This window comes from Antrihabitans cavernicola (genome assembly GCF_008297975.1).
Lineage (GTDB): Bacteria > Actinomycetota > Actinomycetes > Mycobacteriales > Mycobacteriaceae > Antrihabitans > Antrihabitans cavernicola.
The window spans coordinates 1-25,393 of sequence record NZ_VLNY01000024.1 but is presented as its reverse complement, the minus strand read 5'-3'; the positions used below and the strand labels follow the sequence as shown (position 1 = coordinate 25,393).

Annotated in this window: 26 protein-coding genes and 1 pseudogene; 14 read left to right on the top strand and 13 right to left on the bottom strand. The window is 65.2% G+C overall.

Annotated elements, in window-relative coordinates; translation table 11 throughout:
* Nucleotide 1: 1 nt before the first annotated feature.
* A pseudogene (locus FOY51_RS25635) lies at nucleotides 2-1,289 on the bottom strand (MFS transporter).
* Nucleotides 1,290-1,849: 560 nt separating this feature from the next.
* On the opposite strand from FOY51_RS25635, the gene FOY51_RS25630 reads away from it, so the two are divergent.
* Both FOY51_RS25630 and FOY51_RS27355 read left to right on the top strand, forming a co-directional pair.
* Nucleotides 1,850-2,617, top strand: a complete 768-nt coding sequence (locus FOY51_RS25630; RefSeq protein ID WP_149433107.1) for a hypothetical protein — start codon at nucleotides 1,850-1,852, stop codon at nucleotides 2,615-2,617.
* Nucleotides 2,618-2,787: 170 nt separating this feature from the next.
* Nucleotides 2,788-2,928 carry a hypothetical protein gene (locus FOY51_RS27355; protein ID WP_187776474.1) on the top strand — a complete coding sequence of 47 codons (141 nt, stop codon included), beginning with the start codon at nucleotides 2,788-2,790 and terminating at the stop codon, nucleotides 2,926-2,928.
* 42 nt (nucleotides 2,929-2,970) lie between these two features.
* On the opposite strand, the gene FOY51_RS25625 is transcribed toward FOY51_RS27355, so the two are convergent.
* The gene (locus FOY51_RS25625; RefSeq protein WP_149433106.1) at nucleotides 2,971-3,429 is read right to left on the bottom strand and encodes a hypothetical protein; all 459 of its coding nucleotides are present in this window, start codon (nucleotides 3,427-3,429) and stop codon (nucleotides 2,971-2,973) included.
* Between the two features lie 69 nt (nucleotides 3,430-3,498).
* Between FOY51_RS25625 and phoU the strand changes: the two genes are divergently transcribed.
* The 5 genes from phoU to FOY51_RS25600 all read left to right on the top strand — a co-directional run bounded on the left by phoU (nucleotide 3,499) and on the right by FOY51_RS25600 (nucleotide 8,183).
* Complete coding sequence (phoU, locus tag FOY51_RS25620) at nucleotides 3,499-4,158, top strand: phosphate signaling complex protein PhoU (RefSeq protein ID WP_149433105.1); 660 nt, start codon at nucleotides 3,499-3,501, stop codon at nucleotides 4,156-4,158.
* A gap of 346 nt (nucleotides 4,159-4,504) precedes the next feature.
* On the top strand, nucleotides 4,505-4,816 hold the full coding sequence (locus FOY51_RS25615; RefSeq protein ID WP_149433104.1) for a hypothetical protein: 312 nt from the start codon (nucleotides 4,505-4,507) through the stop codon (nucleotides 4,814-4,816).
* Nucleotides 4,817-5,573: 757 nt separating this feature from the next.
* A complete protein-coding gene (locus FOY51_RS25610; protein WP_149433103.1) occupies nucleotides 5,574-6,668 on the top strand; it encodes a YncE family protein in 1,095 nt (364 codons plus the stop codon).
* A 220-nt stretch (nucleotides 6,669-6,888) separates the two neighbouring features.
* Complete coding sequence (locus tag FOY51_RS25605) at nucleotides 6,889-7,761, top strand: DivIVA domain-containing protein (protein ID WP_149433102.1); 873 nt, start codon at nucleotides 6,889-6,891, stop codon at nucleotides 7,759-7,761.
* 50 nt (nucleotides 7,762-7,811) lie between these two features.
* Nucleotides 7,812-8,183 (top strand): group I truncated hemoglobin, encoded by a 372-nt coding sequence (locus FOY51_RS25600; protein WP_149433101.1) that lies wholly within the window; start codon nucleotides 7,812-7,814, stop codon nucleotides 8,181-8,183.
* 163 nt (nucleotides 8,184-8,346) lie between these two features.
* On the opposite strand, the gene FOY51_RS25595 is transcribed toward FOY51_RS25600, so the two are convergent.
* A complete protein-coding gene (locus FOY51_RS25595; RefSeq protein ID WP_149433100.1) occupies nucleotides 8,347-8,622 on the bottom strand; it encodes a GlsB/YeaQ/YmgE family stress response membrane protein in 276 nt (91 codons plus the stop codon).
* 964 nt (nucleotides 8,623-9,586) lie between these two features.
* Between FOY51_RS25595 and FOY51_RS25590 the strand changes: the two genes are divergently transcribed.
* Together FOY51_RS25590 and FOY51_RS25585 are read left to right on the top strand one after the other, a co-directional pair.
* Entirely contained in the window at nucleotides 9,587-10,096 is a 510-nt protein-coding gene (locus FOY51_RS25590) for a PAS domain S-box protein (protein ID WP_149433099.1), read from the top strand.
* Nucleotides 10,097-10,100: 4 nt separating this feature from the next.
* The gene (locus FOY51_RS25585; protein ID WP_149433098.1) at nucleotides 10,101-10,304 is read left to right on the top strand and encodes a hypothetical protein; all 204 of its coding nucleotides are present in this window, start codon (nucleotides 10,101-10,103) and stop codon (nucleotides 10,302-10,304) included.
* An 865-nt stretch (nucleotides 10,305-11,169) separates the two neighbouring features.
* Here the strand turns inward: FOY51_RS25585 and FOY51_RS25580 are convergent.
* From FOY51_RS25580 to FOY51_RS25560, 5 genes are read right to left on the bottom strand one after another with little or no spacing between them, the layout of a single operon-like run.
* Nucleotides 11,170-12,000: a BPL-N domain-containing protein gene (locus FOY51_RS25580; RefSeq protein WP_235916764.1), complete on the bottom strand. Its 831-nt coding sequence runs from the start codon at nucleotides 11,998-12,000 to the stop codon at nucleotides 11,170-11,172.
* The gene (locus FOY51_RS25575; RefSeq protein ID WP_149433097.1) at nucleotides 11,997-12,851 is read right to left on the bottom strand and encodes a PAS domain-containing protein; all 855 of its coding nucleotides are present in this window, start codon (nucleotides 12,849-12,851) and stop codon (nucleotides 11,997-11,999) included. The genes FOY51_RS25580 and FOY51_RS25575 overlap by 4 nt, the downstream gene beginning before the upstream one ends.
* On the bottom strand, nucleotides 12,848-14,149 hold the full coding sequence (locus tag FOY51_RS25570) for a heparan-alpha-glucosaminide N-acetyltransferase domain-containing protein (RefSeq protein WP_149433096.1): 1,302 nt from the start codon (nucleotides 14,147-14,149) through the stop codon (nucleotides 12,848-12,850). The genes FOY51_RS25575 and FOY51_RS25570 overlap by 4 nt, the downstream gene beginning before the upstream one ends.
* A complete protein-coding gene (locus FOY51_RS25565) occupies nucleotides 14,149-14,850 on the bottom strand; it encodes a BPL-N domain-containing protein (protein ID WP_149433095.1) in 702 nt (233 codons plus the stop codon). Before FOY51_RS25565 ends, FOY51_RS25570 begins: the two co-directional genes overlap by 1 nt.
* A complete protein-coding gene (locus tag FOY51_RS25560) occupies nucleotides 14,850-18,836 on the bottom strand; it encodes a Pls/PosA family non-ribosomal peptide synthetase (protein WP_149433094.1) in 3,987 nt (1,328 codons plus the stop codon). The genes FOY51_RS25565 and FOY51_RS25560 overlap by 1 nt, the downstream gene beginning before the upstream one ends.
* A gap of 587 nt (nucleotides 18,837-19,423) precedes the next feature.
* Here FOY51_RS25560 and FOY51_RS25555 point away from each other — a divergent pair.
* Entirely contained in the window at nucleotides 19,424-19,720 is a 297-nt protein-coding gene (locus FOY51_RS25555; protein WP_149433093.1) for a hypothetical protein, read from the top strand.
* A gap of 74 nt (nucleotides 19,721-19,794) precedes the next feature.
* Here the strand turns inward: FOY51_RS25555 and FOY51_RS25550 are convergent, their stop codons facing one another.
* Nucleotides 19,795-20,118: a hypothetical protein gene (locus FOY51_RS25550; protein WP_149433092.1), complete on the bottom strand. Its 324-nt coding sequence runs from the start codon at nucleotides 20,116-20,118 to the stop codon at nucleotides 19,795-19,797.
* A gap of 522 nt (nucleotides 20,119-20,640) precedes the next feature.
* On the opposite strand from FOY51_RS25550, the gene FOY51_RS27350 reads away from it, so the two are divergent.
* Genes FOY51_RS27350 through FOY51_RS25540 form a run of 3 tightly spaced genes read left to right on the top strand, consistent with a single transcriptional unit; the run spans nucleotide 20,641 to nucleotide 22,036 of the window.
* Nucleotides 20,641-20,802, top strand: a complete 162-nt coding sequence (locus FOY51_RS27350) for a hypothetical protein (RefSeq protein ID WP_187776473.1) — start codon at nucleotides 20,641-20,643, stop codon at nucleotides 20,800-20,802.
* A gap of 11 nt (nucleotides 20,803-20,813) precedes the next feature.
* A complete protein-coding gene (locus FOY51_RS25545) occupies nucleotides 20,814-21,188 on the top strand; it encodes a hypothetical protein (RefSeq protein WP_149433091.1) in 375 nt (124 codons plus the stop codon).
* The gene (locus FOY51_RS25540) at nucleotides 21,176-22,036 is read left to right on the top strand and encodes a cyclopropane mycolic acid synthase family methyltransferase (RefSeq protein ID WP_149433090.1); all 861 of its coding nucleotides are present in this window, start codon (nucleotides 21,176-21,178) and stop codon (nucleotides 22,034-22,036) included. The genes FOY51_RS25545 and FOY51_RS25540 overlap by 13 nt, the downstream gene beginning before the upstream one ends.
* 8 nt (nucleotides 22,037-22,044) lie before the next feature.
* Here FOY51_RS25540 and FOY51_RS25535 read toward each other — a convergent pair whose 3' ends face one another.
* The gene (locus tag FOY51_RS25535; RefSeq protein ID WP_149433089.1) at nucleotides 22,045-22,656 is read right to left on the bottom strand and encodes a TetR/AcrR family transcriptional regulator; all 612 of its coding nucleotides are present in this window, start codon (nucleotides 22,654-22,656) and stop codon (nucleotides 22,045-22,047) included.
* A gap of 166 nt (nucleotides 22,657-22,822) precedes the next feature.
* Between FOY51_RS25535 and FOY51_RS25530 the strand changes: the two genes are divergently transcribed.
* Nucleotides 22,823-23,122 carry a cytoplasmic protein gene (locus FOY51_RS25530; protein WP_214633154.1) on the top strand — a complete coding sequence of 100 codons (300 nt, stop codon included), beginning with the start codon at nucleotides 22,823-22,825 and terminating at the stop codon, nucleotides 23,120-23,122.
* 72 nt (nucleotides 23,123-23,194) lie between these two features.
* On the opposite strand, the gene FOY51_RS25525 is transcribed toward FOY51_RS25530, so the two are convergent.
* The 3 genes from FOY51_RS25525 to FOY51_RS25515 form a co-directional block, all read right to left on the bottom strand.
* On the bottom strand, nucleotides 23,195-23,383 hold the full coding sequence (locus tag FOY51_RS25525; RefSeq protein WP_149433088.1) for a hypothetical protein: 189 nt from the start codon (nucleotides 23,381-23,383) through the stop codon (nucleotides 23,195-23,197).
* Between the two features lie 147 nt (nucleotides 23,384-23,530).
* Nucleotides 23,531-24,634, bottom strand: coding sequence for an enolase C-terminal domain-like protein (locus FOY51_RS25520; RefSeq protein ID WP_149433087.1), 1,104 nt, complete (start codon nucleotides 24,632-24,634; stop codon nucleotides 23,531-23,533).
* Between the two features lie 14 nt (nucleotides 24,635-24,648).
* On the bottom strand, nucleotides 24,649-25,393 hold a 745-nt coding region (locus FOY51_RS25515), incomplete at its 5' end, for a thiamine pyrophosphate-dependent enzyme (RefSeq protein ID WP_235916762.1).

Genomic DNA, 25,393 nt, shown 5'->3' with positions numbered 1-25,393 from the left:
GTCACGTGATCCGATCCTCGTATTCGGAAGCCGTGCGATTCGGTCCACGTCGGATTCGGACCGCCACAACGGTTGCGAGCGCCATGATTTGGATTGCCACGACCGTGATGACCAGCGTGGTGATCGAGATGTCGTAGAGCAGCCCGGTCAGGCCACCGCCGACCGCGGTGGCAACGCCGAGACCGGCAGCGAACACACCGTACGCGGTGGCGCGGCGCGCAGGACCGACGAGGTCGGCGATGACGGCGCGCAGCGTGGACTCTTGCAGCCCGACCGCGGCACCCCACAGCAACGCACCGGCGATCACTGGCCCGACGTGGTCGGAGAATGCCAGCAGCGGTACCAATGCCGACAGGATAGGCAGCGCAGCAAGGGTTTTCGCGCCGATCATGTCGTAAACCCAGCCCGAGACGAGCGCCGCAGCCGCGTCGGCGACCATCGCCGCCGCATAGAGAACAGGTACCGCCGCCACAGGCAACAGGCCACGCGTCACCATGTGAAACGAGAGCAGTCCGAAGGTGGTGAAGCCGAGCATGGTGGTCGCAGTGAACCCGACGTAGAGCCAGAACGCGCGCGGCAGCGCGATAGCCCAGGCGCGCCGCGGACCGCCGGTCGATGCAGGCGACGCGATGGGTTCGTCGAGTTCGTCGGCTGCTGGTGTTTCGTATCGAGCCGGTTCCGGTACGCGCAACCGTAACCAGACGAGCAAGGCCAGCGTGGCGACGCCGGGTGCGGCCAGCACCCCCAGGGCTGGGCGATAGTTGTTGTCGGTGGCCGCGAGGACGGCCGCCACAGTGAGCGGTCCGATGACCCGCGCCGATCTGATCGAGGGCCTCGTGGACAGCGAAGCCGCGACCACGACCGGTGACGCTGGTGGCGTGGGAGAGCAGCGTGTCCTTGGCAGGGCTACGGACCGCCTTGCCGACCCGTTCTGCGATGACCAGCGTGGCCGCAACCCAGAGCGTGCCGGCGATACCGAGGACCGGCACGGTGATCACGGTCACGGTGTAGCCGGCGATGGTCCAGGCCCAGAACCGCTGGGTGCGGTCGGTGAGCGGGCCGGAGACCAACCGCAACCCCAAAGCTGCCGCCTCGCCGATGCCGGTCACGACGCCGACCACAAGCCCGGTCGCGCCGAGGGCGGCCAGCAGGGGACCGGTGATGGATCGGGCACCTTCGTAGACGAAGTCGGCGAGCAAGCTGACCGCGCCGAAGACTGTCACGAACCGCCACGCACTCAACATCGGCCGTGACGTGCCGCCAGCGGATCGGGGAGCCCGGTCGATCATCGGACTCGGTGGGCAGTTCGGAACTCCCCGGTCATCGCGCAAACGATACCGCCTCGGACCTGAACGGACACTGAACGTTCGTTGCGAGCACACTGCGCGCCCGGTGGCTACGTCCACGATGTGTGGAGGTCGACCGACCTGTGCGCCCGATCCGCTGGGAAACCGTAAGCGTCGGCTTGGAGGTGCGCCCGCCATTGTCTCGATTGCACCGTTCGCCAGGCCGGGCAGCTCGACGTGATTGTGTACTCGGCAGCGATGAATCAGCAGATTCCGTTGTGGGTGTCGCATCCGCGTGTTCGCTCAACGGCGTCGATGGCGGTGAGGCAGGCGGAGCGCCCGACCTGGCGTCGTTCTTCGCGGGCGAGAATGTCAACATTGTGGTTCCAGCTGGCCGGAAGTGCTTGCCCTTACACGGACTGGCAGCACGACGATCCCATTCTCGGTGCAACATATCGGCGATGTTCTGCCTTGAACCTGGCCATTGATGCACCGGGAGCTCTATCAGGTCGCCGGTTCGTCCAGTGGCTGCGCGCATACGCGTGACCCGGTGGCTCAGGCGTATGTACTCGCAGGTGGCACATGTTCGGCCCGATGCGGGCAATATGTGGGGCGGGCCGGGGAAATCCGGCATGGGCCACAACGATCCGCCTCTGCAGGCGGGCACTCTGCTATACATCTCGGCTATACATCTCGGCCGGAACCGGCATGCGTGGACCACACGAGACGATGGATTCGACGGCAACGTCGGTGCGCTCATGGATCGAGCAATGGTCGGTGGTGGGATCGAAGCGGTGGTCAACCAGTGCGCCCGCCGCCTCGTCGATCGACTGCGCGCTGTGAACATCTCCGCGATTGTCGACATGCTTCCCACGGGAGTGCATGGCTGGCCGTATTGGCAGGACGATCTCGAGCAGTGTCGTCTGCGCAGCGGCATCTATTGCGGTATCGCAAAGATTGCGTTTAGACTGGCTTTGCTCTGTCAGCTCGTACGTTGGCGGGCCGAAAAGGTGCCGTCGTTCACACGGCGCACCGGAAGGGTGTCTGAAATGCTTCTCGAAGAGCGTGCGATCGAGCGGTTCACCCTGTCCTGCTCGGGTTGTGGACACAGTTGGGTGGTGAACTACGACGTTCTCCACGTCGAAGACACTCGCGGCCACCAGAGCGACTACTACTTTCGTAACGGTCTGCCCAGTCTCAACCCGAACGCGCCCGGAGCTGTGATCTGCCCGAACTGCGCCCGCTGTCACACACAGGTGAAGCGGGTTTCGCGGCATGTCGAGCCACCCGACGCGGTTGATGCTGACCGTCCTGGCCGGGAAAATTCGTAGCGTGACCCGCACGGAGTTCGCTGACGACGCCCGGTACCGAGAAGCCCTGCGATAGGACGAACATGAAACGGATACCAGGGGGGAGGGCTGGCAGGTTCTTGTTCGCGGGGATGTGCTGAGGCTGGGCGGCGAGGCGAGTGTGCAACACGCCGGCGACCTGATGTCTGTCCATGTTCGCGAGGACGGCACAGGTCGGGCCGGTTACGTCGACCGACGCCTTCAGCATCGAAGGCCTCCGAAACAACGGCAAGGGCCGAGCGGTGATCGTGCATGCCGACCCCGGTGCCGGACGGGGTTGGCGTGCGCAGTAGTCAGGTAGTCCATGGTCGCGGCTCGGTCCGACGAGTCTCGAGCTACTTCGAAGGGCACAAATCTTGTCGAGTCCGGTTCCAGAACGGAAAGAGTTGCGGGCTGCCTGCTTCTGGATGGTCTGTGTGCGCGAGGTCGAGGTAATCCAGAAAAGTCTTCCCAGTGGTATGCGCAACACCACACGCTTGCAGGCTCAGCTCGGCGGAAGCGACGAAACCGATGTCGTCGCGATAGGTGCCCAGCACACCGGAGTTGACGAACGACTCGAGATGCTGGCCCCACATGTCGTACCCGTATTGCAGGGTGAAGTCACATGGTTGGTGGAACAGGTCGGTGCACGTGGTGGGTCGGCCGTTTACCGTGTATGCGGTGTCGGCGAGCGGAGGGGGTGCCGCGCTGGGCGACGGGTCGGACACCAGATAGGTCGACCCCAAGAAGAACAAGCCGACCCCGACGCCGACCATCACTACGATGACCACCAGCGACTTCACGAATTCCTTCATAGCGACCGCACCGTTCGACTATTGGACACTCGGGTACGCGGGGGTCACGGTCGGGCTAGGTTGGCTGCTATGCGCGAACGCTTTCACGAGCGTCTCGATTCGTTTGCCGGGACGTTGGGGACACTGTGTGAATTGTCCGGCACTGCGATGCGCCTGGCTACCGCGGCCTTGCTGAACACCGACCTCGTGCTTGCCGAGCAGGTGATCGATGACGTGGGTCGAATCGACCGACTCGCGCTGGAGTGCGAGGAGAACGCGTTCACGTTGCTGGCTCTGCAGGCGCCCGTCGCCAGCGAGCTGCGGCAGATCGTCGGTGGAATCCATATCGTGGCCGACCTCGGACGCATGGGCGGGTTGGCGCGCCACGTCGCCCAGGTCGCACGCAGACGGCACCCGGACCCCGTCCTGCCCGAGGAGGTGCGCGCCGAGTTCGCGGAGATGGGCCGCATTGCGGTCGCGATGGCAGCCACCGCGGGGGATGTGCTGGCCGGGCATGACCCCGAGCGCGCCGCCGGGTTGGGGGTGGACGACGAGGCGGTCGATGAGATGCACGGTCGCCTGCTCGTGCACATTGCCGGACCGGACTGGGATCACGGTGTGCAGTCGGCGATCGATGTGACCCTGCTGGCCCGCTACTACGAGCGCTACGCCGATCACGCGGTGCAGGTCGGGCGGCGTGTGGTGTACCTGGTCACGGGACTGAACCCCCCCGCCGACACCCGCCGCTGAGCCCACAACCAACCGGGGCGGCCATCGACGATCTGGGTCGCGGGTGTCGCCAGGGCGGTACCGCCGAGCGGCATAGCCGGGCCACAAGAGATCACAATGAAGTTCGACGATGCGGTTGTAGGCACGCACCCCCGCAAAGCGGGGTGGACTATGTCCTCCGATCCCGCCGGAGCGCTGCACGTCCCGCCGTGTTCCCCTCAACATGTCGTCGCCGACCCGGGCAGAAGGTTGCCAGCGCAGCGCATTTCAGTGTCGGTTGCCGGTGTTGTCCCTCAGCGGTATCCGGTCAATCGCCGAGCGCGTTACGGCCACGACGTCGATCTGGGCCACGCCGTCGAGGAGTCGTGTGGCAAGGTCGCGGAGCTTGACGTTCGAGGCGCAGGAGCATGCGGGTGAAAATATCGGTGGCGCCGACAGCCAGGTCGTGTTCGTCGAGCTCAAGGACCAACCCGACACCGGCAGCATCTGCGAAGGTGTCCGCCCGCTGGGCCTACGCCTGTGCGAGCAAGCACACCGGACAGAACCAACTCTCGGCGGGCAAGACAAGAATCGAATCGGCGATTCGCCCTCGCCGATACAGACTGAACGGCCGGCGTTCCTGACTCCAGCGCCGACCTGGTTGCTGCCGCTGTTCGCGAATCGGTATCGCGCGCGGTAACGCTGGGCAGGCTCGGTATCGCCGCGGCAGCGTTGCGGTGCGCAGTGGCGGCGAACATGCGGCCCGAGCGTGACGGCAACGGTCGCCGCCAGGCCATTTGGTGATGCTGCCACACCGGAAGGCGTCGACCTGCCGGCAGTCAACAATGACGTTGCGATGAAATGCGAAATCCGTGATCCCTGCGGAAAGTCAAATGGCGATACGGTGCAGCCTTTCCTGGCCGAAGTGCCGAATCAGCAGGTAGACCCGGGTTACGGAAACATCGACGCGGGACGACGAGACCACGGGGTGAGGATGCGCGCGAGAAGCACTGCGGTTGGCAGGGATGCAGCGCACCAGAGGCCGACAGCGATGAGAAGCAACACCATCCCAGGGAATTTGCCAAAAAATTGCTGGTGCTGCAATCGGGCCCAGCCCCCATCTTTCGGTTGGTTTCTGCTGCATACCGACCGAACGCCTGCATAGTTTCGCTGACGAGATTGTGCGCCCGGCAACGATTCTGTTGTCCGGCGGGTCCGTTTCGGGAGCGGCCGCCTCGGGAATGTCAGTCCGGCCACAGCCGCGGTAAATGGAACGAAAACTGTCGATGAGGCGAGTGTATGAGCACCGAATATTGCGTCTGAACCCCGATCCGGCACCGGTTTATCGCGGTAATTCCTGATTCTCCTGTGGAAAACCATTGCTGTAGGTACCGTTCGGTTTGTGAACCGTCGGCTTTTGGCAGCGAGGTTCGTGCCTTTCGGCTCGGGGGTAGGTAATGAAGATCGAGTGGATTCCGCGCAGAGTGTCGATCGCGTTGGCCGGTGTGGTGGCCGTGGTGAGTCTGGTGGTGTTGGTACCGATCGCGGGTGCGGGACCGCCGGTCGGTACCCAGGGGACAGGCAACGGTCTGGTGTATGTCCCGATGTACACCGACGGGTCGGTCCAGGTGGTCGATCCCGCGCGTCATGTCGTGGTGGCGACGATCCCCGATGTGGGTTCGCATCCGATCGTGCTCAAGATGCTGTCGAACAAGTCGAAACTCTACGTCGGCAACTTCGGTCCGTTCACCGCCGAGATCGGGGTCATCGACACGGCGAGCAATCGGCTGATCAAGAAGATTCCGACGCTCGGCGCACCCTATGCGGTGTCGCAGCTCTCGGCCGACGGCCGCTTCTTGTTCGTCCCGACCGCGTTGTCGCTGGTGCAGGTCATCGACACCGCCACCGACACGATCGTGCACACGTTCCCGATCCCGTTCGCGCCGACGCACCTCGAAGTCGCACCGGACGGTCGCTCGTTCTACGTGCTGACCGCGCTCAACACGATCGAACGGTTCGACTCGCAGACCGGGGCACCGCTGAACCTGCCGATCCTGGTGGACGGCATCGCCCCGGGCTGGGGTGCGATGAACCGCGACGGATCGATCATCTACGCGATCAACTTCATCACCAGCAACATCACCCTGATCGACACCCGGCTCTGGCGGGTGATCGACAATTTCGTGCTGCCGCTCGGCTCGTCGCCGTTGTCGGGAACGTTGACCGCGGACGACTCCGAACTGTGGGTGGCCAATGTCGGGTCGAACGACATCACGGTGTTGGACGCGCACACCGGCGTCACGAGGAGGACGATAAAAACGCAGAATTCTCCTGCCTACGTTGGTTTTTCGTCCGACGGACGCACCGCCTACGTCAGCGATCTCGGTGCGTTGACCAATCTTCCGACCGCCCTGCAGATTCTGAAATACGACTATTTCTATCTGCTGCCGCCGGGCGGGATCGGGTATCTGAACAGCTACGACACCGCCAGTGGTGCGCAAACAGGGTCGACGCAGGTCGGCGGCTATCCCGTCGCCGGCGTGTACCCGTGACCCGGCGACGCCCCTTCCCGAGCGCGGTGGCGCGGTCGGGTGTGGATAGTCCTCCCAGAGCCGTGTCCATCACCTCGTTTCGGTCGACAACCGGAACCGGGCGGCATCGCCACCACCACTCGCCAGCAATCGACACCGGGCGATACCGCGCCAACGCCGGGCGGCATGTGGACACCGGGCGCCCGGACCGTGGGTGTCGGGCCCGTCACGGGGTGAGCGGATGGCGCTGACCCCGTCCGAGATTCATCGGAAGGAATTCAAGCGGTCCCCGCTCGGGCGGCGCGGCTACGACGAGAACGACGTCGACGACTTCCTCGATGCGGTGGGCGCCGACGTCGCCGGCCTTCTCGCCCGCAACGCCCGGCTGGTCGCCGACAACACCCGACTGGCCGAGACCACCGACATCGACACCGACGCCGAGAACGACCGGCTGATCGCCCGGGTACGCACCCTGGAATGGCAACTACATCAACTACATCAACTACATCAACGCGGCACCGCGGTGGGCGGGGGTGCCGCGATCGCCGGTGTGCGGGCGGAACTGGCGGCGGTGCAGCGGGAGAACGCACGGCTGCGGGCGGAGTCCGAGCAGGATCTGCTCGGCGTCAGTGTCCGCGCTGTCAACCTGCTCAGCCAGGCTCAGGTCTCCGCCGACGCCACCATCGGTGAAGCCGAACTGTACGCCCGGGATCTGGTGCTGACCGCGCGCGAACAGTACCGGGAGATTCTGCGCCGTGCACAACGCAGCGCCGCCGAGACCGCCGACGGTTTGACCAGCCTCACCCAGGGGAGTGGGGCGAACTACAGCAGGCCGATACCCGAGATCGAGTACGTGCGCACCCACGCCCGGATTGCGCAGAATCAGTTGCGGGCGATCGTCACCGCACTCTCGACCGAGATCGACAAACTCGGGGATCTGCCCCACCTCGACTCACCACCGGTCGCCGCCGCCCTGCCCGCAGCGGCGTCACCCGCACTGCCGAGGCACCGACTCGATCGCAGCGTCCGCACACTGCACGACGGTGCAACCGATCACCCCGACGCCGACACCGCCCGCAGCTCCGCGTCGCATCGGCGGCAGGCCCCGATCTAGACCCACCGAATCGATTAGACGATGCGGCGCACCGCATCTCAGGAGGAACCATGACACCCTCGATATATCAGCGGATCGGCGGCGGCCAGGCCATCGAGGCCGTGGTCGTCGACTTCTACGACCGGATCCTCGACGACCGGCACTTGTCCGGATTCTTCACCGGTGCGAATGTGTCGCGGCTCAAGGGTCGACAGACCGAGTTCTTCTGTGCCGCACTCGGCGGACCGGAGCCCTATACCGGTGCCTCGCTGCCCGATGTGCACCGCGGACGCGCCATCACCCAGGCGCACTTCGACCGGGTGGCGACCCATCTCGGTGCCGCACTCACCGCCGCGGGCGTGTCCCCGGCGGTGATCGACGAGGTACTGACCACCGTCGCCCCGCTCGCCGACGACATCGTGAGCAGCCGACCCGAAAATTGACCGCGCCGCGCGCCCCCGACACCTGCCGGTGCAAACCACGGCCGGACAGCGTCCGCGACAGACCCGCGGACGCGACGGGAAAGGATCGCAATGCGGTTCCCAAATTTGTTCGCCGGGCGATCACCTAATGTCGACCCGCTCCTCAGCAGTTCGACGCCGTACCCTACCGATGTGCGCGGCGGCGTCCGGTGACGCCCAGGTAGGCAGCGATCAGGATGACGGCGAGGACGATCCCGACGAGGAACGGGATGATCTTGAATCCGCCGTTCTGATTGGAATACCCGAGTTTGTAGGAGATCCAGGTCCCCAGGAACGAGCCGATGATCCCGAGCACGACAGTCATGATCACACCGATGTTCTGCTTGCCGGGCATCACAAACCTCGCCAGTGCACCGACGATCAATCCGACAATAATCGCGCCGATGATGGTTCCGATCATTTCTGCTCCCTTGGGTATGTGTCGCCAACTCGGTGTTCGTCCGGTGGGGAATACCCGCTTTCGCCGCTGGGAAACGCACCGTCCGAGCGGGCATCGAGCTGGCCCTAACCACCTGCCGCGCAAGCATTCCGGCGGTCACGCTGCCCACTGACAAACGTCTCTACGTAGCTGCGAACCGGGCCAGGGTGTTCGCAGCAGTGGTATGGACGCAATGTTCTGCAACTGCTTTTGCCAGCGTGTACGCGGCGTGACGATGGCGACTCGTGAAACACTGGTTGCTCAACATTGTCTGGCTCGATGTGCAGGTCGACCCGGCGGAATGGACGCATGTATTTCCGACCGCATGTAGGTTTTGCAACTCACATTTCGATACCGTCAGCGGTTTTACGCCATACGAAGTCTTGAAATTCGGTCCAATAACAAACTACAGGTCGGCGTTCGGTAGCGGATACCGTTCGTCCTACTTGGTAAATATTGGTTGCGGATAATGCGCGGATCGCTTCCGGCGGATTATCCGGTTGACCATTACGGGAGATCCTTATAACGTCGCGGTAACGGCTTGGGTTCTGAGTCGGACAGGGGGCGGTGAGGATGCATAAGCGAGTTGCTTTGGAGCACCTCTTTTCGGCGCGGGTACCCATTACGCAGCGGGGTATCGGACGGTTGCCGGTCGGTATCGGTAGCCCGCCGTGAGTCCTGAAATGTCGCCGGCGAACACGGCTGACACGTCGCGTGCTGAATCGGATAGTTCCTCGACGTCGCCGGTCGTGCAATGCCGGATGGTCATTATCGAGGGTGAGGCAGACCTTGGGATTCCGAAGACGCATCGGGAGTATCTCGACCGTTGTGGTCGTCACGGTGAAGGGGCGCGATCTTATTTTTTATGTCGATATGCAATCTCGGTTCGAGAACCCTGTTCGGGCATGTCGCGTCCGGGCAATCCCCGGTTCGGGGGACGAACGCAATGATCGGCGATAACGTCACGCGCGGATATACGCCCAGCAACACGCGGACCGAGCGTCGGCGGTGCGCGCCCCCGGACACTCCGCTCGGCTATCTCGAGGGATTGCCGACCACGCTGGTTCTCGATCGGTTCCCGGTGCCGATTCTGGCGGTGCACCAGAACGGTGTCATCGTCTACGTCAACGCGGCGTTCGCCGACATGCTGGGATATCCGAGCTGCAGCGCGTTGATCAACCGGGGTGCCGGTCACATCCTGGCCGACCCTGCTGATGCCGATACCGGCATCGACGGCCTGCGCGGGCGATCGAATGTGGTCATCGATCTGCGTCATCAGGATGGGTGGGTCGTGCACGCGCTGGTGAGCACCTCGGCGCTGGCACGTGTCGACGACCCGGTGGCGTTGGTCGCCCTCCATGATGTCACCGAACAACTGTGGGCACGAACAGCGTTCGAGCTCCACCCGGGCTGGTCCGATGCGTGTCACTCCCCACCCTCGGGCGAGGACCGGTGAACACATGGGTACCGCACGCCTGGCGGCGGCATTCGTTCGCTCCGCGTATCGGACCGGACGTTACGCACATTGGACGTTGGATCGGCAACTCGTCGCGTTCCTCGCCAACGGCCGTGACACGGCCTGGGTACTCACCGACGATGCGACCTTCAACAACCTCTATCGAGTCGTCCAGGCCGGGCAGCGACGACTCTCCGCCAACGGGTAGCTCCCCCGAGTACGGCTAACCGTTGGCGAACGTGCGCACAAAGATTTCGGCCCTGGCACCCCCGCGTCCACAGTTGTTCGGTGACATCGTGAAACGCGACAAGAGCGATTGGGTCGTCGGCGCGGAGCAAGACGGACTCGCTGACCACCGTACGCACCGTCGAACCGTCGGCGTGCGCCAACTCGACGATCGTGCTGGCCAGCGCCTGCACATGCGCAACGACCGATTCCGAATCGCCGACATCGGCGAACGTGAACAGCGGCGCCGCACCGTGATCGTGCGTACCGCCAACTTGGTCGGTGGGACTTCTGGGCCGGTTTACCGTTTCCGGTCGGGAGGCCGCGGGGAAGGTATACGGCGTACTTGTGGCGAGGCCGCAGGGACACAGTTGGGCTCCTACTTCGTAGAGAGTGTCAGCGCTCCTTGAAGACCAGGCCGCTGGCGCTCTTTGAAAATCGGCCACCCAACCACGATCGGATGGGTGATCACAGTGCAGGACTGGCGCAGGTCAGGTATCTCCAGCCGAGCGAGGGTCTGTCGATTCGGGCTATCGCGACCCGGAGGGAGTTTCACGCGACACGGTCGCGCGGGCGATCGTCGTCGAGTCGCCACCGCGATATCAGCGGGTGTCGGGGCCGTCGGCGGTCGTTCCGTTCGAGCCACACGTGCGGGCGTTGCTCGCGGAGTTTTCGACGATGCCTGCCACGGTGATCGCCGAGCGGGTGGGCTGGCACGGTTCGCAATCCTGGTTCCGCACGAAGATCGCCGAACTGCGACCGGAATATGCGGGTCGCGACTTGCGTGGAAGGCGTGTAGCGCTGTGCGTTCGCACCGAACATGAACCTCACCAGCTCGCGCATGTCCCTCACCCTGCTGGTGCTGGTTCGTTGGGTGTGGGGTGGAGTGTGGATTCGATGAGGTCGTGGCCGAGGTCGTAGCGGATTCCGTCGGGGTTGGTGAGGTCGATTCCGGTGTACCAGGTCGGGTCGGCTTCGGGGTGTGGTCCGACGAGCCCGACGCGCCCGGTCCCGTAGGTGGTGATGACTGCGGCCGGTAGGTCGTTGTCGTAGCGGGCCGGTACTGCCGTCGTGGCGGGTGTGGTGTTAGGGAAGGTGGGGCCGTCTTGGAAGAACATGTGCCGCGGTTGGTTTCGCCACCGGATCGCGATGACGGTGTCGTCGGTGTTGTGGACAGTGGCGTTGTCGGAGTCGATGTAGCGTTCGATGTCGCCAGGCACGAGTCCGAACCCGGACGTCGGGCCGGCCAGGTAGGCGCCGAGGCAGAAGCCGAGGTAGTGTCCGCCGCCGCGGACCCAGGCGCGGAGGTCGTCGGCGTGGCCGCGCATTTTGCGCCAGGCCGGTGCGAGGGTTCCGCCGCCGGGTTGGGCGTAGACGGTCGCGTTCGCCAGGTTCGCCGCTGTGAGCGGGGTGGCTTCGTCGGGGCCGCAGAACACGGTCCGAAACGGAGTCGGGGAGGTCTGCAGCAGGTTGGCGACGGCCTCCGAGCATCCGGCACACGACGCCGGGCCGCGGTAAACCAGCGCTACGGGGCGGTTGCCGGGAGGGTCGAAATGCTGGTGTGTGGTGATGCCGATGGTTGCGCCGACCGTGAGGATGCCGGCACCGCTGATCAGCAACCGCCGACGGGTCAGTGTTCGGGGCGGGCGAGTGTGCGGTGGCCAGTGGTGATGGTTCATCGTGAACTCGTTGCCAGGTGGTCCTGGGTGTCTCGGATCATCGCCGCGAGCAGGGTGGCTGGATCATCGTGATCGGTGATCTTCGAGACCGTGACGGACGTTGCGCACTGTAGGGGTCGAGCCGCGAGGTGGATGGGTCTGGCCGTTTCGCGTCGCAGACGGTCCGCTATGCGGGTGGCCTGTGCGGGTGTGGTGTTCTGTGACACCACTGCGAATGTTCCCGTGGCGACGCACGCCACGGTGCCGGTTGCGCCGATGACGGCTCCGGGCAGGCAGGCGGTGACGCGTCGCGCCGTTTCGATGGCGACGGCCTCCGCGACGAGTCGACCGTAGCAGGTGGTGGTCACGGCGACGACCGTCACGGTCGTCGGGGTGCCCGCACGGTGGCCTGCGATCGTTGCGTGTCGGCAGCGGTCGAGGAATGTGTCGTGATCGGGCAGGCCGGTCGCAGGGTGGTGCCGCGACAAGGTCGGCGTCGCCGCGGCGTGGGCGATGTCGGTGGAGCGGGCGTGGTCGAGGTGCAGGATGAGCAGGGCGGCGGCACCGTGACCAGCCGTGGTCGATGCCGTGACCGTGATCGCGCGCTCGCCGCCGTCCGGGCGCAGGATGCGTACCCGCCGCGCGACTGCGGTGGCGGTGGCGGTGGTCGCGCAGACGGTGTGCAGAATGTGCCGATCGCCGGGGTGCACGCAGGGCAGCAGCGCGGTGTCGGCGAGGTCGTCGACGGTGCGTCCGAGCAGCTGCGCGAACGCCGAATTGGCTTCGAGTATGACCTCGCCGCGGGTGCACACCGCTAGTGCGGTGGGGGCGTCACGAAAGATGGCACGAAACTCCGGAACTGTGTCCGTCATCGACCGCGGCCGAGTCGCTGGGTGATTCCCCGTCGTTCGGTTGCGCCCTGTTCACCAGTGATGTGTGCTGGTCGTGGCGTCCGGGAGTATGCGCGTCGCTCGACGTGTCGGGCGACGCGCGTGGTGATCGCCGCGACGAGTCCTTCGAGGGGGCCGCGGCCGGCGGTGGCCCGCCAGGCCAGCGTGAAGACGAAGATGCAGACGAGTTGGCGGATGTATCCCGACGTCGGACCGTAGATGTCGAAGTCGGAGTTGATGAACATGATGTGCGCCGTGTACACGGTCAACGACATGCTGCCGGTGGCGGCGAGCGGTGCGAGCACCCAGCCGAGGTGGTGCCTGGTGAGGTGCCCCAGCAGCAGAATTGCACCGAGTACGGCGAACGAGCTGCCGATGGTGGCCATCAAGTCCAGGGGTGTTCCGGTATGTGGACCGTCGACCGCCAGCCACCACCACGAGGTGGTGGGCACGATGCCGTCACCGCCGAAGAGTAACAAGTCCTGAGCGGTGTCGGTGTCGACGCCGGCGCTCAGGTGCGCGATCCCGCCGAGCGGGCGCAGCAGCAGCCAGCTCAGTCCGGACGATGCGATCATGAGGATCCCCCCGAGTCCGGCGAGGCCGAGGGCCACCCGCAGCGTGGTCAGCCGCATCCGCCCGACCACGATCCCGGCGCACACGTAGCTCATCCACACCAGCGCCGGGTATTCGCCGGTCACGGTGAGATCGATCAGCTGCCCGAGCGGATTGTGCAGCAGAATGCCGAAGGACGCCTGCGTCCCCAAGGGCTCCTGCAGGTGCGGGCGCACCCATTGACTCAGGACCGGCGCGGCGATGACGACTACGGCGGTCAGCGGGATCAGGACCCGGGTCCGCAGATAGGTCAACGGGATCGCCAGCAGAAACATGATCGCGTAGTAGGGCAGGATCACGGTGCCGTAGTCGGCGTCGGTATAGCCCAGGGCCAGGCCGATCACCCCGATCGTCGCGGCCCGGGTGATCAGGGCGGCGACCTTCCCGCGGGCCACCGGTCCGCCGACGAGTTGTCGGCGGCCCACGATGAAGGAGATGGCGACCCCGGCCAACACCGCGAACATCGCCGCGGCCCGCCCGGCGAAGAGGGTGAAACTCAGGGTGGGCGCACCGCTGTTGTCGTACTCGTCGAGCGAGTGGATCGCGATCATCCCGAGCACGGCCAGGCCGCGGGTGATGTCGACACCGATCAGCCGCGACTGTTTCGCCACGGTGGGCGAGCCCGTCGCCGAGCTGCCGGTCGACACGGCGGTAGTTGTGGTGGCCATCAGCGCATCACCGTGTCGATCAGGTCGTGTCCCGCGTGCATCGTAGGATCGGTGTGGTCACGCAGGCCGGTGTCGGCGAACCAGTCGGTGGTCGCCTCCGGGTGTGGGCCGACGACCGCGACCCGGCCGGAACCGAATCGGTGGCTCAGGGCGGCGATCTCGCCGTTCGGGTAGCGGGCGAGCACATCCACATCCACATCCTCGTCCGGTTCGTCGAGGACGAAGGTGGCACCGTCCTGGAAATACAGTGCGTGTGGGGTGCCCCGCCAGGTCACGTCGATGATCGTCGGCCGGGTCGTGCCGGTGGTGGCGCCGGCGGTGCGGATGTACTGCTCGGTGTCGCCCGGCAGCAACCCGAACCCGGGGGTGCGCCCGGCCAGGTAGGCGCCGAGGCAGAAGCCGAGGTATCGGCCACCGTGATGGACGTAGTCGCGCAGGGGTTGGCGGACGGCGCGCAGTGCGCGCCACGCCGGACGCAGGGTTGCCCCGCCGGGCTGGGCGTAGACCGCCGCCCCGCGCAGTGTGTCGGCGGACAGATCACGCCCCTCGTCCGGGCCGACGAAGCGGACATCGAAGTTCCAGTGGCTGCCGCGCAGCAGTCGCGCGACCGATTCCGGGCATCCGGGCAACGCGGCCGGACCGCGGTAGACCAATGCCAGACCACCGGACGCGGGCCGTGCGGTCGACTCGGTGCCTGCCATCAGTGCACCGCCTGCGCGGGGATCCCGCGCCAGTGGGTGTCGGGGGGAAGCTGTTCCCCCTTCATCAACAGCGACAACGAGGCGACGGTCGCGTCGTCGCCGACGATGGCGTCGTAGAGCACGATCGACCGGGATCCGACGGTGGCACCGTCATCGACGGTGACCTGCGACATCTTCATCACCCGGTCTTCGAAGAGGTGCGTCTGCAGCGACACCTCGGTGCCGATCGCTGCGTCGTCGCCGATGCGGACCAGGTCGAACTCGGCCAAGTAGGTGGTACCGATCCAGGTGCGTTTGCCGATGTCGGCGCCGAATCCGCGCAGCAACGGCGCCAGGAACGGCGTCCCCAGCAGCTGGTTGAGCAGCACCGGAACCGCCGCCGCCTCGTAGAGTCCGGTGGCGAACTCGGATCGCCGCACGAATCGGGCCCACAGCGGCTCGACCCGTGGCCGGTAGGTACCGGCAACGTTGCGTTTGACCGCCGACACGTAGAGCACCACGCCCACAGCGGTACCGACCGCGAGAAACGGTGCCGCCACGATCGTGGCCACCAGGGTGGTGGTCCGCGCGAACTGCGACAGCCCCAACAGATAGAAATACAGGCTCACCCCGATCACGGTGGCGGGCAAGGTGATTCGGAAGTACTCGATGAGCAGGCGGTGCCCGATCAGCCGCCGCGTCGGCCGGAACGTCTGCGTCTCGGCGTAGTCGCCGCTGTCCTGGCGGGTCGGGAGGAACATCGCGGGTGAGCCGAGCCACGACGTTCCCTCCGGCACATCACCGGTCGGCGGCACGGTCAACACCCCGACCAGCGAACCGGTACCGGTTCGGGTGCCGGCGGGCACGAACGCGGCGTTCCCGACGAAGGATCGGACACCTACCTCGGTGGCATCGAACGCCATCCGCCCGTTGGCGAAGGTGGATCCGCCGACGGACGCCATGTCCGCGACGAAGCTTTCCGCACCGATGCGCAGCAGGGACGGGTCGATGTGGGCGGCGGTCGAGACTTCGGCGCCGCGACCGATCTTCGCCCCGAGCAGCCGTAGCCAGGGTGCGGTGTAGAGGGTGGCGTAGAGCGAATTGGTGTAGGTCAGGCTCATCTCGAACAGTTTGTCGGCGATCCATTTGCGGATCCCGAGCCCGGAGTGCGCGTCGAACACCCCGGCCGGCAACGTCGGCAGCACGACACGTTTGCCCGCCGCGACCACACCACAGACGGTGAGCACATATACCGTGCCGGACGGCAGCGTCGCGAGCAGCGCGGCGATCATCCCGTATTCGAGCAACACCGCCCAGACCAGCACCAGTGCGGGCACGATGGTGGCGATCGCGACCACCTCCAACGCCGCGACTGCTGCCGCCGAGCACACCAGCAGTGCGGGTGTCCAGGGCCGCGGCGACTCGGCGGCCATCATCTGCTCGACCGTCGCGGTGAGCCTCGCCACCGGACGCGCCGGCGACCCCGCCCACCGGGTGCCCTCGGGTATCCGGTGTCCGGCGCAGACCAGCGACTGTTCGGCCAGCATCGCCGCGGTCTCGACTCGGGCACCGGGTTCGAGCACACAGCTCGACCCGACGAAGGCGTTGTCGTCGATGATCACCGGCGCGACGACGACCCAGCCGTGCTCGACGCGCCACGCCCGCAGGTCGGCGTTGTAGCCGACCGCCACCCCGTCCCCGATCCGGATCAGCGACGGCAGTGAGATCGCACTCGTGCCGATGTCGGTGTTGGACCCGATGCTGGCTCCCAGCACCCGCAGGAACGGGGCGAGCATCGCCGAACCGCTCAACACCGGTATCGGTGAGAGCACCAGCAGATGGTCGATCATCCACAACCGCAGATACGTCGACCCCCACAACGGGTAGCGACCCGCTCCGATACCCCACGACAGTGGCCGCACCAGCAGCATCGGCAACAACCACCGCACCCCGAGATACGTCGGGATCGTGGCAAGCAGCAGTTCGAGCAGCACCCGAACCGAGGGTTGTCCGTGATGGCGGCTGTAGACGATCGACACCGGTGCCGTCACTACCAGCAGCACCGTCAACAGAAACACCGCCTGCACGGCGCCGGCCCGGGCAACCCGGGCATCGGTGTGCCGCAACACTTCCGGACGATCCGGTACCTGAATGTCGGCGGAGTCGGCTGCACCGGTGAACGATTGTGCCAGCGAACGGATGGTGGGGTGCTCGTAGAGATCGCGGATACCGGCGGACGAATGCAGTTCGGACTCGCGGAGCTGCGAAATCAGGCGCGCCGCCGTCAACGAATGCCTGCCGAGATCGGTGAAGAAGTCCGCCTCCGCCGACACCCGATCCGCTTCGAGTCCGAGCACCTGCGCCCACACCGTCCGAAGCTGGTGTTCGAGTTCGCCTACGACCGCGACGATCGGACCGGCGGTGAGCAGTCGACGACCGGTCGGTGTGGGTAGCCGGTTACGGTCGACCTTGCCGCTGGGCATGGTCGGCAAGGCGTCGAGGACGTCGAGAAAGGCCGGAACCATGTAGCGGGGGAGGCGGACACGCAGTTCGTCGCGGACGCGGGCGATCACCGTCTCCTCGTCGACGTGGCGGGCCGTTCCGGCGCGTAACTCGAGATAACTCGCCAACTCGTCACCGTCGACCGCATCGACCGGTGCCACCACGCAGACGGCCACATCGGCGTCCTCGAGGATCACACTCTCGATCTCGCCCAGATCGATCCGATGCCCGCGAATCTTGACCTCGCTGTCGGCGCGCCCCAAATACTCGACCTCGCCCTCGGCGGTGATCCGGCCGAGGTCGCCGGTGCGATAGAGCTTGCCGCCCGGCGGCGCGAGGAGATGGTCGATGAAGCGTTCCGCGGTCAGCTCCGGTCGCCCGACGTAGCCGCGGGCCACCCCCGGCCCACCGACACAGATTTCGCCCACTTCTCCGTCGGGAACCACGGTGCGCCGCTCGTCGAGCAACACCACCGAGTAGCTCGGCAGCGGCCGACCGATGGTGACCGGTCGGCCCGGTAACAGCTCGCACCAGGTGGCGGTCACCGTCGCCTCGGTCGGGCCGTAGGTGTTCAGGATGCGGCGCCCGGGTCGACTCCACCGTTCGACGAGTTCACGAGGACATGCTTCGCCACCGACCAGAACGGTGCGCAGGCCTGGCAGATCGCGAGGAATCGTCGCTAAAAGTGTTGGCACGCAATATAGTACGGTGATCGCCGCGTCGTCGAGGAAATCCGCCAGGTCGGCTCCGAGGCGCCGCGAATCGGTCGGACCCGCGACCAGCGTGGCACCACGCGCCCAGGTCGGCCAGATCTCCTCGATCGAGAAGTCGAACGAGATCGTCATCCCTTGATACACCCGATCGGCCGGCTGCACGTCGTAGATGCCGGGAACGACGTCGAGGAAGTTGCAGATACTCGACTGCGCCACCTCGACACCCTTCGGCCGCCCAGTCGACCCGGATGTGTAGATCACGTAACACGCCGGATCGGCGCCCACCCCCGGGCCATCACCGATCGGCAGCGGCCGACCTCTGGAGTAGCCGTCGAACGATTCGCGGTCGATCTCGAGCCACGCCCGATCCAACCGTGTTCGCGACTCCCGGAACGACGCCGAGGTCACCACCAGATCGACATCCGCATCCGAGGTGATGTAGGCGATCCGGTCGACCGGACTCTCCGGATCGATCGGCACGAACGCGGCGCCGGACTTCGCGACGGCGAGGATCGCAACATAGGTATCGATGCAACGATGCAACAACACCGCCACCCGGGCGCCGACACCGATCCCACGATCGATCAGATGATGCGCCACCCGGTTGGCGCGCTCGTCGAGGTCGCGGTAGCTCAACCGCACCGGTCCGCATTCGAGCGCCACCGACGCTGGCGTACGATCACACGACCCCTCGAACACGTGGTTGAGTCGTCGCCGCGGATCGCCGATGTCGCATCCGCCGGGGCGGTTGTCCCGGTTGGTCCGCCATTCGGCCCCTGAAGTGTCCCCCATGTGAGAATTCCCCCAAATTGTTCTCGTTCGACTGCAATCGATATGCAGTGCTCGTCTCCGGTCAGCGGGTCAACCTGCACCGAACGTCGTCCACCGAATTGTGAAAAGCATTGCTGTGGAGACGCATTCACCCCAACGACTCCGGGACTACACCAACACGAGCCCCGATCCGCAGGGTTGGCCCGGCATTTGCTTCACCCCCTACGAAGGCCCCTATACCTCCGGTACCAAACCACGCGGTCTCCGTCGTTATCTGGACGTTATGAAGTGTTTGACGGTGTCGTCAAGCCGCGTTGGCCGCCGAATGCCGCAGTTCATCACCCGCTACACCAAATTATCCGGATGGCCGACATGAACTGCTTCTGCAAACAAACCGTACGACTGTAAATCACGGGCACCGATCCAGCGGATCGCCCGCTAACGCCCTAACCAGACCGTGCAGTACGAACTTCGGCACCCGCATCGGCTACGAAGCTTTCTCGTCATCCGGCACTGTGGATTGACCAGAGAATTCTTTGAGGCAATATTCAGCAAACCAGGTGTCCTGCAGCGTCGGATGCTCGGTGGAACCCGCCGAGGTAGCGTCGATGGATCGGTCACTGTGCATTCTGCTCGCCACTCGCTCCGCCGAACTCGGGGCCTACTCCCGCATCGGCAGTGAGCGGTGTCGCATGAGTCGCCCCGGGGAGACATCGTCCGCTGCGATAGTCGAATCCTTCTTGGCCTCCGGCTACCGCACCGGCCGATACTCGCAGTGCTCGCTGGATCGGCAGCTGGCTGCGTTTCTGTTCGACACCCGCTCCATGTCCTGGGTGTTCGACGACGATGCCACCTACAACGCCGTCTATGCCGGGATATGCGCTCACCGTGACGATCCATCTTGATCGCCGTCTCATGGCAGCGCGGGATGCAACCTCGTGAACCGGCGCACCCAGCCGGAGTCCTCGCAGCACGACGGTTACGGCCGCAGACGGGCCTGCACCTCGCCCCAGTGCGGTGGAACCTCCCCGGTTGGCACGGTGTAGACGACGACCAGCGAGATCGCGACCCTCCCCGACAGGGTCGCCGTCATCGTGGTCTCGCGATGGTGACCGATCGCAGTGTCGAGGCTGGCCCGGTCGGCCCACGCAGAGAAGGACCAGAACGTAGCGATCGACGGCACCGCCATCACGCCGACACCGACGCACCCGGGTCCGCGCAGCAAGGTGCGGCGGACCCTCCGGAATTCGACGACATTCCGGGGAAGGTGCCTGCGCGACTGCAAACGCACCTTCGTAGCCATCACGACCAGCCCACAACCCCCGACACTGCGCTGCTATCGACGCCGTAATACCGGCCAGACGGTTTGCGGGATGTTTTCGGCCTTTTCTTTCTTTGCGGGACGTAGCGAGAACCCAACCGATTCCCGGCGACGGCGGGCCGAACTACGCATGCAGCGCCGCGGCGGTCGTGCAGAGTTGGGTCGATCGCCGTTGCGGACACGATGCAAGCAAACCGATAGTTCAAAATCTGCGAGCGAAAACTAGTGCCTATCTTGTTTCTAGGTGATTGCTGTGAGTGCGCCATGGGGGGTATCCACCGGTTTCCGGTTGACGTGGTTCGGGGTGTCGACCTAGCGTCCTGCCTATCGCGACACCGGCCTCGACGAACTTTCGTTTCCGGGGTGCTGTCACACGGGTTGCGGGTCGGCGGGGATGCGGCAGACGGGATGAAGTGCCGCGGTGCTGTCGGCGATCTTGGTATGAACCAGCGCTGGCTGACACGACGAGGGTGCACCCCGACTTCGATCGAAAGAGTGATCCAGATGAGCAGTTCCACCGCAGCGCGCGGGCACGTCCGGCGTCATGAAGTGATGAGCACCGCGGAGGTCAAGTACCGGATCGAGGCGATGTTCGCGGACCCGGTAACCAGAGCCGCGACCCACGACGCTGCCGGCGGCGATCCGGATACCGCTCGGCCGAGCTGATGGTGTGGACGATGTGGCCGCGCGCGGTGGCGTGTTTCGAGTACGAAGGGATCCGATCCGTGCTTCGGGCGGGGGAGGGTGTGGCGTCGATCGTGCTCGATCGTCGGTCGTCGCTGCTGCTGAGGTATCGAAAGATGCTGGTCACCCTCGACTACGGTGCGGGCCGACTTTTCGCCGACTCCACCGCCGTCGAACGTGCCGATGCGTCGAAGGAGGCGCTGGTCGTCGAGGAGCGTCAACACGAGGAAGCTGCCGCCCAGGTCGTGGACATCCGGCGGCCATCGCGTGCAGATGTGCCGACCGCCCGGTCGGCACGCATGCGGCGCTACGGCCGTTACAGCGACGATCCGCGGAAATCGGAGGAAGGATTGCCATGCCGGATTTGAAGCCCTTCTATGAGAACGTGCGGTCACATTACGACGTGTCCGATGAGTTCTTCGCTCTGTTTCTCGATCGCAGCCTGACCTACAGCTGCGCCTACTTCGAGCGCGACGATATGACACTCGAGCAGGCGCAATGGGCGAAGGTCGACCTCGCGCTCGGCAAGTGCGATCTGCAGCCGGGAATGACCTTGCTCGACGTCGGCTGCGGCTGGGGTTCGACGATGCTGCGAGCAATCGCAAAATACGATGTCAACGTGATCGGGCTCACCCTCAGCCGCAACCAGTACGCGTACGTCGAGCGGATCTGTTCGACACTGTCGGGGGCGCGGACCGCGTCGGTCCGGCTGCAAGGCTGGGAGGAGTTCGACGAACCGGTGGATCGGATCGTCAGCATCGGCGCGTTCGAGCATTTCCGCCAGCGTCGCTACCCGGCGTTCTTTCAACGGTGCCACGACATCTTGCCCGAGGACGGCCGAATGTTGTTGCACACCATCATCGGCTATCAACGCGCCACCCTGGAGAAACGCGGAATTCCGGTGACGCGCGAGCATCTTCTCTTCGCGATCTTCATGCTGCGCAACATCTTTCCCGGTGGGCAGCTTCCCGAACCCGACTGGGTCACCGACCCAGCGCAGGACACCGGGTTCCGGGTCGAGAGGATTCAGTCGCTGCAGCCGCACTACGCGCGCACGCTCGATTGCTGGGCCGCGGCCCTGTCGGAGCGCCGAGACGACGCGGTCCGCATCGCCTCGCAAGAAACCTACGACGGCTACATGAAATACCTGACCGGGTGCGCCGACCTGTTCCGCACCCGCTACCTCGACGTCATGCAATTCACCCTCACGAAATAGGCGGTCGATCAGCCCATCGGCGGCGCGGAGGTGAGCGCGGCGTGCAACATCGCTTGGGCGGACCAGGACATCAGTGCCGCCGCGGCCTCGCTGTCGAGCCCAGCGACATCGGTCAGCCAGACGAGGGCTTCGATTCCGACCGCGCTACGGACCGCGAGGACCAGTCGGTGGACGGCTTGCTCGGACAGCTGCGCGTGCAGTGGTGATAATGCCTCGGCGATCCACCCGATGGCGCGACCCTGCCGCAACGGTAGATCTGCGCGTTCGATGGGTCCGGCCTCGAGGGACAAGCGCAGCATGGTGCGCTGCTGCGCCTCGGTGTCGAGGACGATCCGGATGAGCGTGTCCACGACGATCTCCAATCGCGCGGCGGGGTCCCCGGGCGGATCCTCGGGTAGCAGGGAATGCCTCCCGGTGAATGGATGCGCGGCCGTAAGCATCGCCAATCGATTGGGGAAATACCGGTACACCACCGCGCGTGAGATGCCGGTCGCATCGGCCAGGTCGTCGATGGTCGGGGTGATACCCGAAGCAACCAGCGTGCGCGCCGCGTCGGTCAGTGCCGCGCGGGTGCGTTGCTTCTGCCGGGTTCGGCCGCTGGCCTCGTAGGGCGTTGACATGCGCCTATGGTACCGGCGTATTCTTATGAGACGTAAATCTCATGATCAAGCGGGCGCGCACCGGCAGCGGGCTGCCCGATCGACAAGGGAGTCGTCATGATCGAGGAATCTGCATCGACGGACCCGGTGCTGACCGATCCGGATCTGTACTCGATGGTATTCGAGAATGAGCGGGTGCGGGTGTTGCGACTACCACGACAGGCCCGGTGACTGCACCACGGCGCACCGTCATCCCGACAGTGTGATGGTCACGCTGAGCCCGATCCGCCGCAGGCTCGGCACCGAAGGGAAACAGGTGGAAGTCGAACTCGCGGCCGGGCAGGTGCGGTGGCTCGATGCGCAGGAACATGCGGGTGAAAATATCGGTGACGCCGACAGCCACGTCGTGTTCGTCGAGCTCAAGGAGCACCTCGACACACGCAGCGTCGGCGATGGCGGCCGCCCGCTGGGGCCAACACCTGCGTGAGTCCCAGGGCGTCAGGCGTTTCAGGACGCCGAGAGCGACCTGCGTGCTGCCACTGTTGCGATCGCTTCGGCGTTATCGGAGAGCCTGGATGCAGCCGGGGCACACTGCATGCGTACTCGTGATCTCCCAGCCGTTGATGCGGGCCGCGCTGGCAGCATCGTCGGGCTGTGCGGCGGCTGTGTGGAATCGGTGTTCGCAGTGACCGCAGCGGAATTCGTATGACAACAGGGCGGTGCCGACATCGATGTCATCGTCTGTCATGTCAATGCACCCCCGTGGCGCCAGGCCGCACGTTCGGAATGGCTCGACGCGCCCTTCAGAGTAGACCGTAGTCGTCGGCGCGCCGCTGATTCAGCGGTCCGGGTATGCAAATTCCACGTTTTCTGCCCCTTCGGTTGCATGTGGGGTTCATCGGATCAGATATCTGTCGATGTCCGAAGTTCGGAGAGTCAGTCCGTGACCTGGAGCGTCGGGATCTGGGCTCACGGTTCCGCCGAGCGGGTTCAAAGTGCCGTCGAAGAACATCGACTCGATGCGGACGTGGTCGTGGAACCATTCCAGGTGGCGCAGGTTCGGAATCGCGGCTGCGGCGTGCGCGTGCAGGTGCGGTCCGCAGTGACCGGAGACGTCGAGCCCGAACGAGGCGGCGACGGCGGCAGCACGGAGCCATTCGGTGATCCCGCCGCATCTGGAGGCATCGACTTGGAGGCAGTCGACAGCACCGGCAGCGCACATCCGGCGGAAGTAGTAGAGGTCGTATCCGTACTCGCCGGCGGCGACGTCCGCCGAGATCGCATCGCGTACTTCCCGTAGCCCGTCCAGGTCATCGGAGGACACCGGTTCCTCGAACCACCGCACATCGAAATCGTCAGCGGCCCTGATCATCCGGATGGCTTGTTTGCGGGTGTAGCCACCGTTGGCATCGACGTACAACTCGGTGCCGTCACCGATGATGCGGCGAGTCTGGTCGATTCGCTCGAGATCGCGGTCGGGGTTGCTGCCCCACGATTCTCCGACCTTGATCTTCACCCGCGGTATCGCCTGCTCGAATACCCAACGCGAAAGTTGGGTGCGCAGTTGCGGGGCGTCATAGGTGGTGAAGCCGCCGCTGCCGTAGATGGGGACGTCGGTGCGTACCGCCCCGAGCAAGCGATGCAGCGCCACCTCGAGCAGTCGTGCTTTGAGATCCCACAGCGCCACGTCGACAGCCGAGATCGCGTAGCCGATGGCGCCGGGGCGCCCGGCGTTGCGCACCGCCCGAACCATCGCCTCGTGTGCGGCACCGACATCGAGGGGATCGCGGCCAAGGACGATGTCGGCCAACATGTCTCGTACCACGCTCGCGCACGCCACCGGCCCGTAGGTCCAGCCGGTGCCTACCGTGTCTCCGGCGCGGATTCGGACCACCACGATCGTGGTCGAACTCCACGTGATGGTGCCGTCGCCCTCGGGTGCGTCGGTGGGAACGGTGTACGCGGCGACATCGACGTCGTCGACAACCGTGCCGATCATGATCTCCGACCTCACTATTGCGTCGGGTGCGGAAGGAATTCCTGGGCTTTGATCTTGACGCCCTCCTTCATCAGACCCCAGGCGTCGTCGTCGCCTTTGAGTACAGACATCGCGGTGTCTTTCATCTGTTCGTAGGTGGCGTGCGGCGGCACCGGTGGGACGTTGGGGTCGCAGTGCACGTCGAGGATCGTCGGCCGATCGGCCGCCAACGCGAAATCCCATGCGGCACGCAGCTTCTCGGGGTCGGTGACGGTGATGGCGTGCAGGCCGAGGCTGGCCGCGAACGCTGCGTAGTCGACGTCGGGCAGAGTCTGGGATTCGGCGAACTTCGGCGCCCCCGCCATCGCCCGCATCTCCCAGGTGACCTGGTTGAGGTCGTCGTTGTGCAGAACGGTGATGATCAGGCGCGGATCGTCCCATTCTTGCCAGTAGTGCTTGATGGTGATGAGTTCGGCGAGCCCGTTCATCTGCATTGCGCCGTCGCCGGCGAAGACGATGACCGGCCGATCGGGGTGACCGAATTTGGCTCCGATTCCATACGGCACTCCGGGGCCCATGGTGGCGAGGTTGCCGGACAAGGAGCCGCGCATGTTCCCCCGGAACCGCAGTTGTCGCGCGTACCAGTTGGCGGAGGATCCGGAATCGGCTGTCACGATGGCGTCGTCGGGCAGCCGAGACGAGAGTTCGGCGAAGAGCCGCATCGGGTTGATCGGATCGGCCTCGACCGCGGCTTCGGCGGCCATGACCTTCCACCAACGA

Bases quoted from the DNA above. Each gene is read 5' to 3' on its own strand.
- FOY51_RS25630 (WP_149433107.1), top strand. From the start codon at position 1,850: ATGTACTCGCAGGTGGCACATGTTCGGCCCGATGCGGGCAATATGTGG.
- FOY51_RS27355 (WP_187776474.1), top strand. From the start codon at position 2,788: ATGTTCGCGAGGACGGCACAGGTCGGGCCGGTTACGTCGACCGACGCC.
- FOY51_RS25625 (WP_149433106.1), bottom strand. From the start codon at position 3,429: ATGAAGGAATTCGTGAAGTCGCTGGTGGTCATCGTAGTGATGGTCGGC.
- phoU (WP_149433105.1), top strand. From the start codon at position 3,499: ATGCGCGAACGCTTTCACGAGCGTCTCGATTCGTTTGCCGGGACGTTG.
- FOY51_RS25610 (WP_149433103.1), top strand. From the start codon at position 5,574: ATGAAGATCGAGTGGATTCCGCGCAGAGTGTCGATCGCGTTGGCCGGT.
- FOY51_RS25605 (WP_149433102.1), top strand. From the start codon at position 6,889: ATGGCGCTGACCCCGTCCGAGATTCATCGGAAGGAATTCAAGCGGTCC.
- FOY51_RS25600 (WP_149433101.1), top strand. From the start codon at position 7,812: ATGACACCCTCGATATATCAGCGGATCGGCGGCGGCCAGGCCATCGAG.
- FOY51_RS25595 (WP_149433100.1), bottom strand. From the start codon at position 8,622: ATGATCGGAACCATCATCGGCGCGATTATTGTCGGATTGATCGTCGGT.
- FOY51_RS25590 (WP_149433099.1), top strand. From the start codon at position 9,587: ATGATCGGCGATAACGTCACGCGCGGATATACGCCCAGCAACACGCGG.
- FOY51_RS25585 (WP_149433098.1), top strand. From the start codon at position 10,101: ATGGGTACCGCACGCCTGGCGGCGGCATTCGTTCGCTCCGCGTATCGG.
- FOY51_RS25580 (WP_235916764.1), bottom strand. From the start codon at position 12,000: ATGAACCATCACCACTGGCCACCGCACACTCGCCCGCCCCGAACACTG.
- FOY51_RS25575 (WP_149433097.1), bottom strand. From the start codon at position 12,851: ATGACGGACACAGTTCCGGAGTTTCGTGCCATCTTTCGTGACGCCCCC.
- FOY51_RS25570 (WP_149433096.1), bottom strand. From the start codon at position 14,149: ATGGCCACCACAACTACCGCCGTGTCGACCGGCAGCTCGGCGACGGGC.
- FOY51_RS25565 (WP_149433095.1), bottom strand. From the start codon at position 14,850: ATGGCAGGCACCGAGTCGACCGCACGGCCCGCGTCCGGTGGTCTGGCA.
- FOY51_RS25560 (WP_149433094.1), bottom strand. From the start codon at position 18,836: ATGGGGGACACTTCAGGGGCCGAATGGCGGACCAACCGGGACAACCGC.
- FOY51_RS25555 (WP_149433093.1), top strand. From the start codon at position 19,424: ATGGATCGGTCACTGTGCATTCTGCTCGCCACTCGCTCCGCCGAACTC.
- FOY51_RS25550 (WP_149433092.1), bottom strand. From the start codon at position 20,118: ATGGCTACGAAGGTGCGTTTGCAGTCGCGCAGGCACCTTCCCCGGAAT.
- FOY51_RS27350 (WP_187776473.1), top strand. From the start codon at position 20,641: ATGAGCAGTTCCACCGCAGCGCGCGGGCACGTCCGGCGTCATGAAGTG.
- FOY51_RS25545 (WP_149433091.1), top strand. From the start codon at position 20,814: ATGTGGCCGCGCGCGGTGGCGTGTTTCGAGTACGAAGGGATCCGATCC.
- FOY51_RS25540 (WP_149433090.1), top strand. From the start codon at position 21,176: ATGCCGGATTTGAAGCCCTTCTATGAGAACGTGCGGTCACATTACGAC.
- FOY51_RS25535 (WP_149433089.1), bottom strand. From the start codon at position 22,656: ATGTCAACGCCCTACGAGGCCAGCGGCCGAACCCGGCAGAAGCAACGC.
- FOY51_RS25530 (WP_214633154.1), top strand. From the start codon at position 22,823: ATGAGCGGGTGCGGGTGTTGCGACTACCACGACAGGCCCGGTGACTGC.
- FOY51_RS25525 (WP_149433088.1), bottom strand. From the start codon at position 23,383: ATGACAGACGATGACATCGATGTCGGCACCGCCCTGTTGTCATACGAA.
- FOY51_RS25520 (WP_149433087.1), bottom strand. From the start codon at position 24,634: ATGATCGGCACGGTTGTCGACGACGTCGATGTCGCCGCGTACACCGTT.